This window comes from Glutamicibacter sp. St.4D3, assembly GCF_059728615.1.
On sequence record NZ_AP039380.1, the window covers coordinates 3271321 to 3287455 of the forward strand.

At 64.2% G+C, this 16135-nt stretch carries 14 protein-coding genes; 5 read left to right on the forward strand and 9 right to left on the reverse strand.

What is annotated here, in order from left to right; translation table 11 throughout:
* Positions 1–14: 14 nt before the first annotated feature.
* Complete coding sequence (locus AC6I21_RS15025; protein WP_138176206.1) at positions 15–1394, reverse strand: NAD-dependent malic enzyme; 1380 nt, start codon at positions 1392–1394, stop codon at positions 15–17.
* Positions 1395–1640: 246 nt separating this feature from the next.
* On the opposite strand from AC6I21_RS15025, the gene AC6I21_RS15030 reads away from it, so the two are divergent.
* The 4 genes from AC6I21_RS15030 to AC6I21_RS15045 all read left to right on the forward strand — a co-directional run bounded on the left by AC6I21_RS15030 (position 1641) and on the right by AC6I21_RS15045 (position 4734).
* Positions 1641–2411, forward strand: coding sequence for an IclR family transcriptional regulator (locus tag AC6I21_RS15030; RefSeq protein WP_054821505.1), 771 nt, complete (start codon positions 1641–1643; stop codon positions 2409–2411).
* A 220-nt stretch (positions 2412–2631) separates the two neighbouring features.
* A complete protein-coding gene (locus AC6I21_RS15035) occupies positions 2632–3426 on the forward strand; it encodes a carbon-nitrogen hydrolase family protein (RefSeq protein WP_138176204.1) in 795 nt (264 codons plus the stop codon).
* A 109-nt stretch (positions 3427–3535) separates the two neighbouring features.
* Positions 3536–3922, forward strand: coding sequence for a BlaI/MecI/CopY family transcriptional regulator (locus tag AC6I21_RS15040; protein ID WP_054820938.1), 387 nt, complete (start codon positions 3536–3538; stop codon positions 3920–3922).
* Positions 3923–3927: 5 nt separating this feature from the next.
* The gene (locus AC6I21_RS15045) at positions 3928–4734 is read left to right on the forward strand and encodes a M56 family metallopeptidase (RefSeq protein ID WP_138927022.1); all 807 of its coding nucleotides are present in this window, start codon (positions 3928–3930) and stop codon (positions 4732–4734) included.
* Here AC6I21_RS15045 and AC6I21_RS15050 read toward each other — a convergent pair.
* The 6 genes from AC6I21_RS15050 to uraD form a co-directional block, all read right to left on the reverse strand.
* On the reverse strand, positions 4731–5642 hold the full coding sequence (locus tag AC6I21_RS15050) for an alpha/beta hydrolase family protein (protein WP_138176200.1): 912 nt from the start codon (positions 5640–5642) through the stop codon (positions 4731–4733). The genes AC6I21_RS15045 and AC6I21_RS15050 overlap by 4 nt on opposite strands.
* Positions 5643–5727: 85 nt before the next feature.
* Positions 5728–7653 (reverse strand): ABC transporter ATP-binding protein, encoded by a 1926-nt coding sequence (locus AC6I21_RS15055; RefSeq protein WP_497762806.1) that lies wholly within the window; start codon positions 7651–7653, stop codon positions 5728–5730.
* Between the two features lie 315 nt (positions 7654–7968).
* Positions 7969–9507, reverse strand: a complete 1539-nt coding sequence (locus AC6I21_RS15060) for a nucleobase:cation symporter-2 family protein (RefSeq protein WP_138176196.1) — start codon at positions 9505–9507, stop codon at positions 7969–7971.
* Between the two features lie 78 nt (positions 9508–9585).
* Complete coding sequence (pucL, locus tag AC6I21_RS15065; RefSeq protein ID WP_054820934.1) at positions 9586–10515, reverse strand: factor-independent urate hydroxylase; 930 nt, start codon at positions 10513–10515, stop codon at positions 9586–9588.
* A 4-nt stretch (positions 10516–10519) separates the two neighbouring features.
* A complete protein-coding gene (gene uraH / locus AC6I21_RS15070) occupies positions 10520–10876 on the reverse strand; it encodes a hydroxyisourate hydrolase (protein ID WP_054820935.1) in 357 nt (118 codons plus the stop codon).
* Between the two features lie 50 nt (positions 10877–10926).
* Positions 10927–11421 (reverse strand): 2-oxo-4-hydroxy-4-carboxy-5-ureidoimidazoline decarboxylase, encoded by a 495-nt coding sequence (uraD, locus tag AC6I21_RS15075; protein WP_138176194.1) that lies wholly within the window; start codon positions 11419–11421, stop codon positions 10927–10929.
* Positions 11422–11747: 326 nt separating this feature from the next.
* On the opposite strand from uraD, the gene AC6I21_RS15080 reads away from it, so the two are divergent.
* Positions 11748–11930 (forward strand): hypothetical protein, encoded by a 183-nt coding sequence (locus AC6I21_RS15080; RefSeq protein ID WP_138176192.1) that lies wholly within the window; start codon positions 11748–11750, stop codon positions 11928–11930.
* 196 nt (positions 11931–12126) lie between these two features.
* Here AC6I21_RS15080 and AC6I21_RS15085 read toward each other — a convergent pair whose 3' ends face one another.
* Both AC6I21_RS15085 and aceE read right to left on the reverse strand, forming a co-directional pair.
* The gene (locus AC6I21_RS15085; RefSeq protein WP_497762807.1) at positions 12127–13125 is read right to left on the reverse strand and encodes an AEC family transporter; all 999 of its coding nucleotides are present in this window, start codon (positions 13123–13125) and stop codon (positions 12127–12129) included.
* 149 nt (positions 13126–13274) lie between these two features.
* A complete protein-coding gene (gene aceE, locus AC6I21_RS15090; RefSeq protein ID WP_497762808.1) occupies positions 13275–16094 on the reverse strand; it encodes a pyruvate dehydrogenase (acetyl-transferring), homodimeric type in 2820 nt (939 codons plus the stop codon).
* Positions 16095–16135: the final 41 nt, after the last annotated feature.

Genomic DNA, 16135 nt, shown 5'->3' on the forward strand with positions numbered 1-16135 from the left:
GATTGCTCTCAATGTCAGTTCGCTGCCCGAGCCACGGCGGCGGCCACCTCGGAGGCCACCTGCGGGTCGAACACCGACGGGATGATGAACCCCGGATTGAGTTCCGCTTCGCCCACCCGTGCCGCAATCGCGTCTGCGGCGGCCAGCAGCATGGCGTCGGTGATGTCCGAGACGCCTGCGTCCAGCAGCCCGCGGAAGAAGCCCGGGAAGGCCAAGACGTTGTTGATCTGGTTGGGGAAGTCGCTGCGACCGGTGGCAACCACGGCGGCATGCTTCCCGGCAACCAGCGGATCCACCTCGGGATCCGGGTTTGCCATGGCGAAGACGATTGCGTCCTTGTTCATGGCCGCAATGTCGTCCTCGTCCAGGACGTTCGGGGCCGAGACGCCGATGAACACATCGGATCCGGCGACGGCTTCCTTCAGGGAGCCGGTGAAATTCTCTGGGTTGGTGTTCGCCGCCAACCAGCTGCGGTGCTCGTCCGTGTAGTCCTCGTTGCGGCTGATCGCACCGTTGCGCCCGCAGGCGATGATGTTGGTGGCGCCGCGTGCGGCCAGCAGCTGGATGATCGCGTTGCCCGCGGCTCCCACCCCGGAGACCACGATGCGCACCTCGGAGAGGGACTTGCCGACCACCAGCAGGGCATTTTGCAGGGCCGCGAGGGTCACGATGGCGGTGCCGTGCTGGTCGTCATGGAACACCGGGATGTCCAGCTCCTCGCGCAGGCGCGCCTCGATCTCGAAGCAGCGCGGCGCGGCGATGTCCTCCAGGTTCACACCTCCGTAGACCGGGGCCAGGGCCTTGACGATCTTGACGATCTCGTCGCTGTCCTGCGTATCCAGGCAGACCGGCCAGGCGTCCACGTCGGCGAACTGTTTGAACAGGGCGGCCTTGCCCTCCATGACCGGCAGCGCGGCGGCCGGGCCGATGTTGCCCAGGCCCAGGACGGCCGAACCATCGGTGACCACGGCGATGGTGTTGCGCTTGACCGTCAGGTTGCGGGCGTCGGCCGGATTTTCGGCGATGGCCTTGCAGACGCGGGCCACCCCCGGGGTGTAGGCACGGGAGAGGTCATCGCGGTTGCGCAGGGCCACCTTCGGCACCACTTCGAGCTTGCCGCCCAGGTGCATCAGGAAGGTGCGGTCCGAGACGTTGCGGACGTTGACCCCGTCCAGTTCGTCCAGGGCGTCACGCACGCGCTGGCCGTGTTCGACGTCGGCGGTGTTGCAGCTGACGTCCACCACCATGTACGCGTGATGCGATTCGGTGACGTCCAACGCTGTGATGTCTCCGCCAGCCCGTCCTACCGCCGCAGCCAGTTCGCTGGTGGCGGTGATTGATGCGGGGGTCTGGACCCGCAGGGTGAGGGAATACCCCGGGCTTGGTGCTGCCATGATCACTCCTCGTGATGAAAAAGTTTCCGTATAGTGGATATTAGTATCTGTAAAATGAAAACACAACCCATTTTTGTGGACTGCGACACAAGTTTCAAGCAGATGACTTTTCGGATCGTGGAATTTTCGGCCCAATGTCCGGTATTCTCTTAGTTAACAACCCATGAAAAACAGCCTCCCCAGGGAGTCCTCACCCTTTGGACGCTGTGGCGAGACTGCGTAGAGCAGTCAGGCAAGGAGCGAATTATGACCGAGGTCAAGGCCCGGGCCACCGGCGGAGTGCAATCGGTCGAGCGTGCCTTTGAGCTGCTGGAAGTCATCGCCCGGGCAGGCGGGGAGGCAGCGCTGAGCGAACTGGCCGCCGATACCCCGTTGCCGCTGCCCACCATCCACCGACTGCTGCGCACCCTGGTCGGCGTGGGCTACGTCCGCCAGCTGCCCAACCGCCGATACTCCCTGGGCCCACGGTTGATCCGACTGGGCGAGGTCGCCAACCGCCAGCTCGGCGCCCTGGCCACCCCGCGGCTGAAGGAACTGGTCGATCACCTGGGCGAGAGCGCGAACATCGCGGTGCTCGACGGTGACATGGTCACCTACATCGCCCAGGTGCAGTCCACGCACTCGATGCGCATGATCACCGAAGTGGGCCGCCGCGCCATGCTGCACCACTCGGGGGTGGGCAAGGCGATCCTCTCGGTGCTGGATGATGAACGCATCCAGCGACTGGTCGCCCAGGCCGGCATGCCGGCCAAGACGCCGAAGACCATCACCACCCTGGGCAAGCTGTTCACCGAAATCGAGGCCGTGCGCGAACGCGGCTACGCGGTGGACGAGGAAGAGCAGGAATTGGGCGTGCGCTGTTTTGCGGTGCCGGTCCCCGGGGCCCCGACCCCGATGGCGATCTCCGTCTCCGGGCCGGTCTCCCGGGTGGACGCGGACTTCGCCAAAAAGGCGGTCCCGGAGCTGCAGGCCGCAGCGGCCGAACTCGGGCGCCAGCTGGTGGCCGTCACCGAATAGCCGCGCGGTTCTCGCAGGCGGGCTCCAGGCGTGGGAGGGAACCGATACCGGTCCCTCCCACGCCTCTGCCATGCCCGGCCCCGCCAGCCCCGCGGCCGAAGGACAGACCGCGGGGCATCCCGGCGTCGCCTGCCGGGGAGGGGATTTCCCCCGGGCCACTGGCGTAGAGTCAAAGCAAGGGGCGCACAGCCGCCAACACCGCACCCAGGAGGGCCTACGCATGAAGATCGCCATGGCGCAGGTGCTAAGCACCGCCAACCCACAGCAGAACCTGCAGATCATCCGGGAGACCGCTTCCCGCGCCGCCCAGGAAGGGGCGCGCATCGTGGTGTTCCCCGAGGCCATGCACATCGCCATGGGCAATGACCTGCTCGAAGCGGCCGAACCGCTGGATGGCCCCTGGGCCAACGGTGTGCGGCAGATCGCCGAGGAGCTGGGGGTGCTCATTCTGGCGGGCATGTTCACCCCGGGCGTCGGGAACCGGGTGCGCAACACGTTGCTGATCACCGGTGCGGGGGTCGACACCGCCTACGACAAGCTGCACCTCTTTGACGCGTTCGGCTTCCTGGAGTCGGATTCGGTGACCCCCGGGGAGCAGCCAGTGCAGTTCGAGCTGGACGGCCTGACCTTCGGCGTCGCCACCTGCTATGACCTGCGTTTCCCCCGGCTGTTCACCCACCACGCCCAGCAGGGAGCCGTGGCCACCCTGGTCTCGGCGTCCTGGGGTGCAGGACCGGGGAAGGCCGAACAATGGTCCACGCTGGCCCGCGCCCGCGCCCTGGACACCACGACCTTCATCCTCGCCGTGGACCAGGCGGATCCGCAGAGCGCCGGAATCGCGGTCAGCGGCGCCGCGCCGCGCGGGGTGGGACGCTCGGTGGCCGTTGACCCCCTGGGCCGGGTGCTGGCCGAGGCCGCAGAGGCCATCGAACTGCTCCTGGTGGAGGTGGACCCGGCGCTCATCGACCAGGCCCGGACGGCGTTGCCGGTGCTGGAGAACGCGCGGCAGATCTAGCCTTCCACCCCCAGCGCGCGGCGGTTGCCGGTGGGGAGGGCCCGTTGGCGGGCGAACTTCACAGTGGGCGGACTGGACAGCCCTAGTAGAATTAAGGCTGGAGGTGTTCATGACTCGTCGACCTACTCGCGTGCGCGGCGAACTCGAGCGCGAACTGATGCAGATCCTGTGGGACAGCACTGAACCGTTGGGGATCCGCGAAATTCAGGATGTCTTCACCGGGCATATCCCGGCCTACACCACGTTGATGACTTCCCTGGACCGGCTGGAAAAGAAGGGCCAGGTCATCCGCATCGAGGAAGGCCCGCGCAAGATCCGCTTCCGGCCCACCCATTCCGGCGGGGAGCACACCAGCCTGGCCATGACCGCCGCACTCAATGCCTCGTCGGACAGTGAGGCGGCCCTGCTGCGCTTCGCCGGCAACCTTTCCGATGAGCACCTTGACCTGCTGCGCCAGGCCATCGGCCCCAAGAGCGCGAAGCAGAAGACCCGGTAACCACCATGTTGGTTGCACTCTGCTTCGGCGTCACGGCCATCGCCCTGCTGCTGTTGGCCCCGGTCGCCCTGACCACCGGCCAATGGCAGGTACGCCGGCCCAAATTGGCGTTGGCCGGCTGGTTCGGCTCATTCTTCATCGGCGCGCTGTGCGCCGGCGCCATGGTGGTCAGCCTCGTGGTCGCCGCCGTCACCACAACCGCCTCGACCAGCCTGACCAAGGCCGTGGCGACCGCGGTATTCTCCTGGCTCGCCTTGGCCGTAGCCGGTGCGATCATTGCCCTGGTCTTCGCGTTCACCGAACCGTTGAACGCCTCCCAGCGTGCCACCCTGCGAAAGATGGCGCCCACTGCGGTGTCCCGCGAGAAGCGGGATGAGTTCACCTTCGTGCGCTTCGAGGTCGCCGAACCGGTCGCGTGCGCCGTGCCCGGGCGGCTGCCCCAGATCCTGGTGTCCACCGGGCTTGAGGACCTGCTCAGCGCCCCGCAGCTGCAGGCGGTGCTGGCCCATGAATACGCCCACCTGCGTCACCGCCACGGTTGGGTGGTGCGCATCGCCGAGCTGAACGCCCTGTGCCTGCCGCGCTTCTTCTCCGCCGGACACCGTCTCAAGCAGGCGACCTTGCTGCTGGTGGAATTGGCCGCCGACGACACCGCGGCCAAGCAGGCCGGGGCCGTCAATCTGGCCAACGCCCTCTGGCACATGTCCCAGGAGACCGGGGATGCGGGAATGCTCTTGCGGGCTCAACGGCTGACACTGCGGCGCTGGCCCCTGGCAGCACGCTGCCAGGTGCCCGACGCGATCCGGATTTAGGCCGAGGCGGCCGCCGGGGACTCCAGCTCGGTGGCGCGCTCTTGCTCCTGCAACCAGTTGAGAACCTGGGCCCACACCTGCTCCCCCACTCCGCGGCGCATCAGCCCGTGGTGGCCAATCTTCTTTAGCCCCAGCTCGCTGGGCTTTACCGTGCGGCGCTCAACCTGCGCATTGCCCAGGTGAGCAGTGAGCCGGTCCATCTGTTTGGGCGAGGCCCACAAATCATCGCTGGCCCCCACCGCCAGCACCGGAATCCTGACCCGATCGGAGCGGGCTTCGGCTTCCATGCTCGGGTCGTCAAAGAAGTATTCGCGCTTCTGCGTCCACCTGGACCACTCAAACAGCGCGGCGGCCGGAATATCCTCACCCAGCGTCAGTTTCTTGCCCGGCATGTATCCCAGCAGCCTGGTCAGCAGCGGCCCAAAGACGGTCAGGACCAGGCGCACCCGCAAACGCTCCTGCCATGGGCTGATGGTGCGTATGGCGGCAATATGGCTGGAGACCACGACCGCTGCGCTGAGTTTCTCGGTGCCGTAGTCCAGTACCAGCGCGTGTCCCCCCACGCTGTGCCCGATGGCGTAGTGCGGCAGGTTGGGATAGCGGCCAGCCGCCCAGTCCGCGACGGCCGCCACGTCCTGCTGGATCCAATCCCGCATGCGGATTTGCGGGTGGGCCTTGGCCTCACCCGATAACCCGGTCCCGCGGAAGTCATAGGTGATGGTCAGCAGGCCCGCTGCGGCCGCATATTCGGCAAAGGCCCGGTAGAAGCCCTGCGGCGTCGCGGTCGCCGAGTGAACGAGCATCACGCCCACGGGTTGCTGGCTGGGCTTGTAAATGGTCGCGGCCACCCCGTCACGAACGGTTACGGGTATCCGCACATGCTCACGAATGACTGCTTGTGTGTCCATGATCACCATGGTAGCCATAAGTTACTAGCTAGTAAACAAGTTGCCCCAGACGCCCCCCGGATGCCTGCTGTCCGCCACAGCGGTTCTACCCCTCGCGGGAGACCGGCGAAGGACTTGGCACACCGGACGCTTCCCCACCCTCGCCAGGGATCAGGTCCTCCTGGGAGAACTGGGTCCGGTACAGCTCGGCATAGCGGCCGGCGCGCCGCAGGAGCTCGCCATGCGTTCCACGCTCAACGATGCGGCCACCTTCCACGACCAGGATCTGATCGGCGGAGCGGATGGTGGAGAGCCGGTGGGCAATGACCAGGGCGGTGCGGTTCTCCAGCGCCTCACCGAGCGCCGCCTGCACGGCGGCCTCGTTAGCGGAGTCCAGTGCGGCGGTCGCCTCGTCGAGAATGACCACCTGCGGCGCCGCCAACAGCAGGCGCGCAATGGTCATCCGCTGGCGCTCCCCTCCCGAAAGCCGGTAGCCGCGTTCGCCGACCACGGTTTCCAGCCCATCCGGCAATGCCTGGATCGTGGGCTTCAGGCGGGCCCGCTCCAGCGCCTCCCAGATCTCCTCCTCCGTGGCGTCGGGCTTGGCCAAACGCAGGTTGGCGCCGATGGTCTCGTGGAACAGGTGTCCATCCTGGGTCACCATCGACACAGTGGCACGCAGCGATTCAAGCGTCACCTTCCGCACGTCCACTCCGGCAAGTTCGACACTGCCGCTATCCACGTCGTAGAGCCTCGCCAGCAGGGAGGCGATGGTAGATTTCCCGGCGCCGGAGGAGCCAACCAGCGCCACCGTGGAACCGGCAGGAATTTCAAAGTCGATGTCATGCAGCACCGTCTGCCCACCGCGCGTATCCAGCACCGCGACGTCCTCCAGTGACGCCAATGAGACCTTCTCGGCGCTGGGGTAGGCGAAGGAGACGTGGGAGAACTTCACCGGAACCGGACCGGGGTCCAGGACCCGCGCGTCGGGGGCGTCGGTGATCAGCGGCTTGAGGTCCAGCACCTCAAAGACTCTGTCGAAGCTGACCAAGGCACTGGTGATTTCCACCCGCGCGTTGGCCAGGGCGGTGAGGGGAGTGTAGAGGCGGGTCAGCAACATTCCCAAAACCACCACGTCACCAGGGGCCAACGCCCCACGCACCGCGTACATGCCTCCCAAGCCATATACCAGGGCCAGCGCGAGCGCAGCCACCAGGGTCAGCATCGCAACGAAGAAGAACTGTCGCATCGCGGTCTTCACCCCGATGTCCCGCACCCGGCCGGCGCGCAGCGCAAAGTGTGCTGATTCATCGGCCGGGCGACCGAACAGCTTGATCAGCGTGGCACCCGGCGCGGAGAAGCGTTCGGTCATCTGGTTGCCCATGGCGGCGTTCAGTTCGGCGGATTCCTTGCGCAACACGGCCACGGATTTTCCATAGCGGCGGGCCGGCAGCAGGAAGACCGGCAGCAGCACCAGGGCCACCAGGGTGACCTGCCAGGAGGTGGAGAGCATCACGCCGGCAGTGAGCACCAGCGCCACGCTATTGGACACCAGACCGGACAAGGTCCCGGCGAAGGCAGCCTGCGCGCCGATGACGTCATTGTTCAGGCGGCTGACCAGCGCGCCGGTTCGGGTCCGGGCGAAGAACGCGACCGGCATCTTTTGCACGTGGTCGAAGACCGCGGTGCGCAGGTCATAGATGATTCCCTCACCCAGCCGGGAGGAGAACCAGCGCACCACCACGGAGACCACGGCGTCGAGGACCGCCACCACCGCGATGATCAGGGCAATGGTCAGAATTGTCCTGATGCTGCTCTGGGCGACGATCTCATCGACAATGCGTCCGGCCAGGACAGGGGTAATGACCGCCAGCACCGCCGAGAGCACCGAGAAGAGCACGAATACCAGCAGCCGGCTCTTGTAGCGGGCCGCGAAGGCCAGGACCCGCCGTGGGGTGGTGGGCGCGTAGGCCTTGCCCTTGTCCCCTGACATTCGCCACAGCGAATGCCAGGCAGCGTTTTCCATGCTCATTATCTGTTGCGCTCCAGCTCAGGGTCTTGCCGGGACTCTCCGTCTGCTCATGGCGGGATGTCCCCAGGAAATTCTTGGCCCGCCGGTGCGGGCCTGTCGATGGCATAACGCCTTTGCGGGCCGAACACTTCCCGAACGCCCCACAATCGGCTTCGAGCTTACTCGTTAACGGACCGAAGCCCCGGCCACATTGCTGTGGTCGGGGCTTCGGTCAAGGCCCGGGTATCGGGCTAGTGCCTTGGATGGGGGCCACTGTCCGCGTCACCGGCTTCGGAGGATGAGTCCTCCTCGACCGGTGTTTCAGCGTCCGTCGCGTCAGTGGCCTGAACTTTTGGATTGGCTTAGCTGTTGCAGCTCAATCTGTCCCGTCATCACTTGCTCGAACTCTTCGCTGGTGACGACCGGGATCTCCTGCCCGTCCTTGTCGATCAGCTTGCCGTCCTCGAAGCTGTCGCCTTCCAGCAGTCCGCAGATTTCCTCCTGCTTGACCATGCGGGGCGGAGCGGCGGCAAAGACCGAGCCGTCCTTGCCCATCGAGCCGCGCTTGAACTCGTTGAACAGCAGGTTCAGCAGGACGGCCATGATGGCGGCCGAGGAGATGCCCGAGTGGAAGATGGTTTCGAACCAGGTCGGGAAGTTCTCGTAGAAGTCGCCCTTCACGATCGGCAGGCAGCCGAAGGCGATTGAGGCGGCCACGATGACCAGGTTCGCGCTGTCGTACTTGACCTTCGACAGGGTGCGGATGCCCGAGGCGGCCACGGTGCCGAACAGGACGATGCCTGCGCCACCCAGGACCGGCATCGGAATGGCGGCGACCACGCGGCCCAGGATGGGCAGCAGGCCAAGGACCACCAGGATGCCGCCGCCGGCGGCCACCACGAAGCGGCTGGTGATGCCGGTGATGGCCACCAGGCCGACGTTCTGCGCGAAGGCGGACTGGGTGAAGGTGTTGAAGATCGGGGCCACCACGGAGGAGGCCATGTCGGCGCGCAGGCCGTCGGCGATGCGCTTGGAGTCGACCTTGGTCTTGGCGATCTCGCCCACGGCCAGGATGTCGGCGGTGGTTTCGGTCAGGATCACCAGGACCACGATGGTCATGGAGATGATGCCGCCGATTTCAAAGACCGGCCAGCCGAAGGCCAGCGGCTGCGGGAAGGCGAAGAATGCGCCCTCGCCGACATTGGAGAAGTCAGCCATGCCCAGCATCGCCGCGGCAACGGTGCCGATGACGATGGCCAGCAGGATCGAGAGTCGGGACAGTGCCGCGCTGCCGACCTTGGAAAGCAGCAGCACGATCAGCAGGGTGCCGGCGGCCAGGCCAATGTTGGCCAGGGAGCCGTAGTCCTCAGACTTGGCATCTCCGCCCATGGCCCAGTTCGCGGCGACCGGGGTCAGTGAGACACCGATCATCGTGATCACCACGCCGGTGACCACTGGAGGGAAGAACCTGATGATGCGGGCAAAGAATGGGGCGATTAGGAAGCCAATGAGCGATGCGACCAGCACTGCGCCAAACACGGCCTGGATACCACCACCACCATTGACGATGGCGACCATGGTGGCCACCGAGGCGAAGGAGGTGCCCTGCACCAGCGGCAACTGGGCCCCGAAGAACGGGATGCCCACGGTCTGCAGGATGGTGGCCAGGCCGCCAACGAACAGACAGCTGGCAACCAGCACACCGATTTCGGTGCTGCTCAGGCCAGCGGCGCCGCCGATGATCAAGGGTGGGGCGATGATGCCGCCGTACATGGTCAGCACATGCTGCAGACCGTAGGCAAAAGTCTTGCCCAGAGGTAATTTCTCGTCCTCGGGACGCTGCCTTTTGATAGATTCTGAGTGCGCAGCGCTCATGGCTGACCTCCTTGTAGTCAGTCGCTGCCGGGATGTGCCCGTGTTGCACCACGGGCACATCCCAAGCACGGAGTTGGGTTAGATAAACGCCGGGACGTTGGCCCAGATGGCGTGGTTGGCCGGCACACCTTCACGGGTGACGGTAGCTTCGATCAGACCGTACGGGCGGTCAGCAGCGAAGAACACTTCGTTCGGGTTGTCCTGGCCAAACGGCTCCAGGTCAACCAGGAAGTGGTGCTTGTTCGGCAGGGACATCTTGACCTCTGCGATCTCCGGGTGCGCTTCCAGCACGGCCTTGCCCATTTCGAACATGGTCTGCTGCAGTGCGTAGGAGTGGGTGTCGGCGAACGCGGTCAGCAGAAGCTTGCGGACCGAGTTGTACACCGCGTCGTAGTCGATGCCGGCCTTGATGGCCTCGGCATCGTAGCGCCAGCGGGCGCTGACGTCGGTGGCCAGGATGCGATCGCTGGTTTCCTTCAAGGTGGTGTACTTGTCCACCGGGAAGCCGTGGAACTCGCTGCCGGTCGACTTCAGGACGGTCAGGTCCTCGATGCCGGCGACGATGTTCTTCTCACCGTTTTCGCTGATTTCCAGCACGGCGGTGCGGAACTCGGACTTGTTGCGCGAGAAGGCGTGGTCGTGATCGTTGATGCGATCCCAGAAGTACTCTTCAGCTGCCCAGCGGCCGCCGGTGATCCACTCGAACTCACCGGTGAAGTGCTCACCGAGGTTGATCAGGAATTCCTCTACGGAGCGCACGCCATTGCGCGCCAGGCCGTAAACGGTGTTCTTCTGGGTGTCGGTGGGGACAACGCGGCCGTTGTCGCCATCGATGTGCGCGGCGGTGAAATCGCCGTGCAGCTGGCTGGTGACGTTCAGATCCTGGATCTGGTGACGGTCGGTGTCGCGGGTGATCTTCACCAAACGGACTTCGGCCTTGCCGTACTGGTTCTGGCCCAGGACAATCTTGGTGTCGGTGGCTGCCGGTGCGGTTGCTTCGGTAGTCATTGTTCTAACTCCCTCGGTACGTGGAATATGCAAACGGGCTGATAAGAAGAGGTACGTGGTAATGCTCATCGACGTTGTTTACGTAGAAGTCGATGCTTACCGCGGGGAAGAAGCTTTCCGTTCCCTGCTTCCCGAAGTAGGCGCCGGTCTCGAAGGAGACCCGGTAGTGCCCGGCTTCAACCTGTATCGGTCCCAGGTTCTTGATGCGGCCATCCGCATCGGTTGAACCGGATCCGATTTCTTGCCAGCCGGATGCCGTCTTGGCTTCCAGCGTGGCCTTGACACCGGAGGCAGGCCTCCCGGTCCCGGTGTCGAGTACATGGGTGGTGATGTGACTGCGTTCAGTCGAAACATCTGCCATTGATAACTAACTCCTTGGTTAAGGCGTCTTCTGGTGAGGTCGGTGGCGGTCTAGTTCTGGACCGCGTTGGAAAGACGCAGCACTGCGATGGCCCGCAGCTGCTCGGCGACTTCCCGAAGTTCGGTGTCGTCATCGTTACCCAGGCGGCGTTGGCACTCTGCGAGGATCTCCTCGGTGGTGCGTCCGGCGGCGCGGATCAGGAAAACGCGGGAAAAGCGTTCCTCGTAGGCCCGGTTCGCCTCGATGAGGCGGGCGTTGACGTCTTCGTCCAGGTTCAGGGCGGCCTGTTCGTTGCGCGAGAGCTTGGCTTCGGCGCTTTCGCCGGCCGCACGCTCCCCGATACGGGGGTGGTGGGCCAGGGCTGCTTCGATCTCCTGGGCGGTAAAGGGATTGGCACTGCGTTCTGCGGCCTGCGTGAGGTCGCTGACGTCAGTGAAGGGACGTGCAGCAATCAGCTCGTTAACCCAGCGGTCGATGTCAATGCAGGGGCGCAGGACGTCGGCGGCCTCAGAGTTATCCAGCGAATTGAACACTGCAAGTTCCATGGGTGATCAGCTACTTTCAGAAAAAGTCGAACCTCCACGTTCCGGTCGCTGACACCCTTACCACCGGCTGGCAGTGCCGGCTTCGACTCGATGTTTCTGGATCGTGGAATCTTTGTTCCACTACTGTAAGCCACCTCACAGGTGTTCCGTCAAGTGGTTCAGGTCACGAAGTTTAACAAGTATGACTTAATCGGGTTTCTGCTCGCGTTGACTAACAATTTTGGGTTTACCCCTTGTAATGCCCTCGGAAGCCCGGCATACTGTTTTCACACAATAAAACTTAAGTTCCACATCTTGGAATTTACGATCACCCCAAGGAGGGTCGCATGACCGCTATTTCATCGGCAAATACGAATTGTTCCAAGGAAGAGCCAATGGTCCTCGCGGCCACCGAGGCACTGCGCACCGGCTTGTTCCAGCCTGTTCCGTGCGTGGACCCGGACCTCTCCCCTCGGTTGAAGATCACCGAGGTGACCCCCGGATTCTGGGATCGGCTGTTGCGCCGGTAGGAGTGCGGGCCGCGAGGCATCAAGACCACGTAGAGATCATGTCCCTGAGGCGTCGGGCATGGTCTTTACGTCTTTAACGGGTCATTGCGCACATTCCGCCGACCTGCCACGGACCGAAGCTAAATCCAGCTCGATACTAGAAATCGGCGGTACCGGATCCCAGTTTTCTTCATGGCTGCCGTTGAATGGTATCGACCTATTTCAGGAAGAGCTGCGAGAGCACGGGTAGAACAACGACGGAGAGCACGCACGTAATCACAATGGCCAGGGCCGTGGGTTCCCCGTCCCCGGTATCGGCCTGGGCCATGATGTACGCGGTGGCCGAGGTCGGCATCGCCGCCATTAAGATGGCGGTATTGAACCACAAGGGATCCAGCTCCGGGGCCAGCAGCAGGAGCAGTGCGACCGTCAGCAGTGGAAGCGCCACCAGCTTGCCCAAAACCATCAAGGGCATCATCGCCCGTGATCCTGGTTCGCCGGCGCCGGTCGGTACCCCGCGTTGCCGCAACCGCTGCACAGTGCGACGCAGCGACAACCCAATGGTGAACAATGCGCCGGGAGCGGCCGCGGCGGCCAGCAGGTCGACGGTCTCATCCAATGGCCCCGGAACGGGCAACTGCCAGATGGCAACGGCGCCGCCAAGCAACATGGCCCACGTCACCGGGTTGTAAACCAGCGCCCGGCGGATGGTGCGCAGGATCCGCCCGCCGCTGGGCTTGTGCGGGTGGGCCGTACCAGCCGGCAGCATGAGCTGCGCGAGCACGGGGAACCCCACCATGAAGATGACGTTGTGCACCAGCTGGCCCATTCCGGCGGCAAATCCCGCCGACGGGCCAAGCACCCCAAGGATCACCGGTATCCCCAGGTAGGAGACGTTACCGAAGCTGGTGGTCAGCATCCCGGCCATGGCGCGGGGCGCTGAACAACGCACGAGGTATCGGTAGGTCACCCAACACAGGAGCGCGAATCCCAGGGCAGCGCCGGCACTGATGCCCAAAAAGGCTCCCGGAACGCCCTCGCTGACATTCGCGTGGGCCACCACACGATAGAGCAGCGCGGGCAAGGCAACGTAGAAGACAAAGACGTTCAGGGCTGGCTCGACGCTGGCGGGAAACTTCGGTGAGTAGCTCGCGCCATAACCGACGAGCATCACGAAGAACAGCGGCAATACGCCATAGAGTACGTCGAGGAACACGCCTCTCCTTATTTTTCCTTCTGTGGGCTCTTCAAGGGTAGTAGTCCATGGCCGGGGAATAGGAAACGGTGGCCACACGCGCCTTCACGGGGAAGGGGTGTGGCCACCGTTTGCCGGGAGTCCCGCCGGTTGAACCGTTGGGTGGGTGGTTAGGCGTCGCCGCCAGCGTTGCCCGAACGTCCCGCGTTGGGGTTGTTCAGGTCATACTTCTGATGCGCCTTGATCGGGGTATCAGCCGGGATCTCGCCCCGCTCAGCCAACGCCTGCAGGGTCTTGACGACCAGGGAATGCGCGTCGATCTTGAAGAACCGGCGCGCCGCGGCCCGGGTATCACTAAACCCAAACCCGTCCGCTCCCAGGGTGTGGTACTCACCGGGCACGTAGGGGCGCACCTGTTCAAGCACCGCCCGCTGGTAATCACTGGTCGCGATCACCGGGCCGGTCGCCGATTCCAGCTGACCGGTCAGGTACGGGGTCGGACGCGTAGCACCCGGGTCGTCCATGATGACCTGGTCGCAGTGCTGACCTTCCCGGGCCAGCTCGTTCCACGAGGTCACCGACCACACATCGGCGGACACTCCCCATTCGGTGGCCAGGATATCCTGGGCTTCCAACGCCCACGGCACCGCGACCCCCGAGGCCAGCAGCTGGGCGCGCGGCCCGTCAATCGAGGCTTCCTTGAGCAGGTAAATGCCCTTGATGATCCCCTCAACATCCACGTTTTCCGGCTCGGCCGGCTGGATGATCGGCTCGTTGTACACCGTCAGGTAGTACATCACGTTCGGATCCGGGTGTTCCCCGCCATACATGCGCTCCAGGCCTGAACGCATGATGTGCCCGATCTCGTACCCGTAGGCCGGGTCATAGGCCACCACCGCCGGGTTGGTCAACGCCAGCAGCGGGGAATGCCCATCAGCGTGCTGCAGCCCCTCACCGGTCAGCGTGGTGCGCCCAGCGGTCGCGCCGATCACGAACCCGCGGGTCATCTGATCCGCTGCCGCCCAGAACGCGTCCCCGGTGCGCTGGAACCCGAACATCGAGTAGAACACGTAGATCGGGATCAACGCTTCCCCGTGGGTGGCATACGAGGTCCCGGCCGCGGTGAACGAGGCCACCGCCCCGGCCTCGTTGATCCCGGGATGGATCAACTGCCCCGAGGCCGATTCCTTGTACGCCAGCACCAGGTCACGGTCCACCGACAGGTAGTTCTGCCCGGCCGGGTTGTAGATCTTCTTGGTGGGGAAGAACGAGTCCATCCCGAACGTGCGCGACTCATCGGGCACGATCGGCACGATCCGGTGCCCGAAGTCCTTATCCCGCATCAAGTCCTTCAGCAAACGCACGAACGCCATCGTGGTCGCGGCCATCTGCTTGCCCGACCCGCGCTTGGCGATCTCATAGGACTTCTGCCCGGGCAGGCTGATCCGGGTTTCGTTGTGCGGGCGGCGTTCGGGCAAAAACCCGCCCAGCTCAGCCCGCCGGTCCATCAGGTACTGGTGCTCCTCGGAGTCCTGGGAGGGGCGGTAGTACGGGGGCAGGTACGGGTCGGCTTCCAGCTGTTCATCGGTGATCGGGATCCGCAAATGATCACGGAACCCCTTCAGGTCCTCCAAGGTCAGCTTCTTCATCTGGTGGGTCGCGTTACGGGCCTCGAAATGCGGGCCCAAACCATACCCCTTGACCGTCTTGGCCAGCACCACCGTGGGCTTGCCCTTGAACTCGGTCGCGGCCTTATACGCGGCATACACCTTGTGGTAGTCATGCCCGCCACGCTTCAAATTCCAGATCTCATCATCAGAGAGGTGATTGACCAGTTCCTTGGTTTCCGGGCGCTGACCGAAGAAATGCTCACGCACGAACGCGCCGGACTCGGCCTTGTACGTCTGGTAATCCCCATCCGGGGTCTGGTTCATCACCTCCACCAGCGCACCGGTGTCATCGGCATCCAGCAGGGCATCCCACTCACGGCCCCACACCACCTTGATCACGTTCCAGCCCGCCCCGCGGAAGAACGCCTCCAGCTCCTGCATGATCTTCCCGTTACCCCGCACCGGCCCGTCCAGGCGCTGCAGGTTGCAGTTGATCACGAACGTGAGGTTATCCAACCGCTCATTGGCCGCCAGCTGCAAGAACCCCCGCGATTCAGGCTCATCCATCTCACCATCACCCAAAAACGCCCACACATGCTGATCACTGGTGTCCTTGATGCCCCGGTTGTGCAGGTACCGGTTCAACTGGGCCTGGTAAATCGCGTTGGCCGGACCCAACCCCATCGACACGGTCGGGAACTGCCAAAACTCCGGCATCGAACGCGGGTGCGGGTAGGAGGGCAGGGCATGGCCCTGCTTCGACTTCTCCTGCCGGAACCCGTCCATGTCCTGCTCCGAAAGGCGCCCTTCCAAAAACGCGCGCGCGTACATGCCCGGCGAGGCGTGGCCCTGGAAGAAAATCTGGTCCCCACCCCCGGGATGGTCCTGGCCACGGAAGAAGTGGTTGAACCCGACCTCGTACAACGTTGCCGCCCCGGCATAGGTGGAAATATGCCCGCCCACCCCGATATCCGGGTGCTGGCCACGATGCACCATGATCGCCGCGTTCCAGCGCATATACGCCCGGTACCGGCGCTCGATCGCCTCGTCCCCGGGGAACACCGGCTCCTGATCCACCGGGATCGTGTTCACATAATCAGTGGTCGTGACCATCGGCACGCCCACCGACTTCGCCCCGGCCCGCTGCAACAACGACCGGATAATGAACTGGGCCCGCTCGGTGCCCTGCGACTCGACCAGCTGGTCAAAGGAATCCAACCATTCCTGGGTCTCTTCCGGATCCCGGTCGGATAACTGATACGTCAGACCACTACGGATACCGGTGATCTGCTCGTCCGTGGCCCGGGCGCCCTCGGCGGCAGCCGGATTGCCGGAGTGGCGGTTTGCACCCGTGGTCGGCGCGTCTTCAATGATGGTCATGGATACAGTCCTTCATGGGTCGAAGCGTGGTGGCTTAGGGT

Coding starts and splice junctions, on each gene's coding strand:
- AC6I21_RS15025 (WP_138176206.1), bottom strand. CDS start 1,394: ATGGCAGCACCAAGCCCGGGGTATTCCCTCACCCTGCGGGTCCAGACC.
- AC6I21_RS15030 (WP_054821505.1), top strand. CDS start 1,641: ATGACCGAGGTCAAGGCCCGGGCCACCGGCGGAGTGCAATCGGTCGAG.
- AC6I21_RS15035 (WP_138176204.1), top strand. CDS start 2,632: ATGAAGATCGCCATGGCGCAGGTGCTAAGCACCGCCAACCCACAGCAG.
- AC6I21_RS15040 (WP_054820938.1), top strand. CDS start 3,536: ATGACTCGTCGACCTACTCGCGTGCGCGGCGAACTCGAGCGCGAACTG.
- AC6I21_RS15045 (WP_138927022.1), top strand. CDS start 3,928: ATGTTGGTTGCACTCTGCTTCGGCGTCACGGCCATCGCCCTGCTGCTG.
- AC6I21_RS15050 (WP_138176200.1), bottom strand. CDS start 5,642: ATGGACACACAAGCAGTCATTCGTGAGCATGTGCGGATACCCGTAACC.
- AC6I21_RS15055 (WP_497762806.1), bottom strand. CDS start 7,653: ATGAGCATGGAAAACGCTGCCTGGCATTCGCTGTGGCGAATGTCAGGG.
- AC6I21_RS15060 (WP_138176196.1), bottom strand. CDS start 9,507: ATGAGCGCTGCGCACTCAGAATCTATCAAAAGGCAGCGTCCCGAGGAC.
- pucL (WP_054820934.1), bottom strand. CDS start 10,515: ATGACTACCGAAGCAACCGCACCGGCAGCCACCGACACCAAGATTGTC.
- uraH (WP_054820935.1), bottom strand. CDS start 10,876: ATGGCAGATGTTTCGACTGAACGCAGTCACATCACCACCCATGTACTC.
- uraD (WP_138176194.1), bottom strand. CDS start 11,421: ATGGAACTTGCAGTGTTCAATTCGCTGGATAACTCTGAGGCCGCCGAC.
- AC6I21_RS15080 (WP_138176192.1), top strand. CDS start 11,748: ATGACCGCTATTTCATCGGCAAATACGAATTGTTCCAAGGAAGAGCCA.
- aceE (WP_497762808.1), bottom strand. CDS start 16,094: ATGACCATCATTGAAGACGCGCCGACCACGGGTGCAAACCGCCACTCC.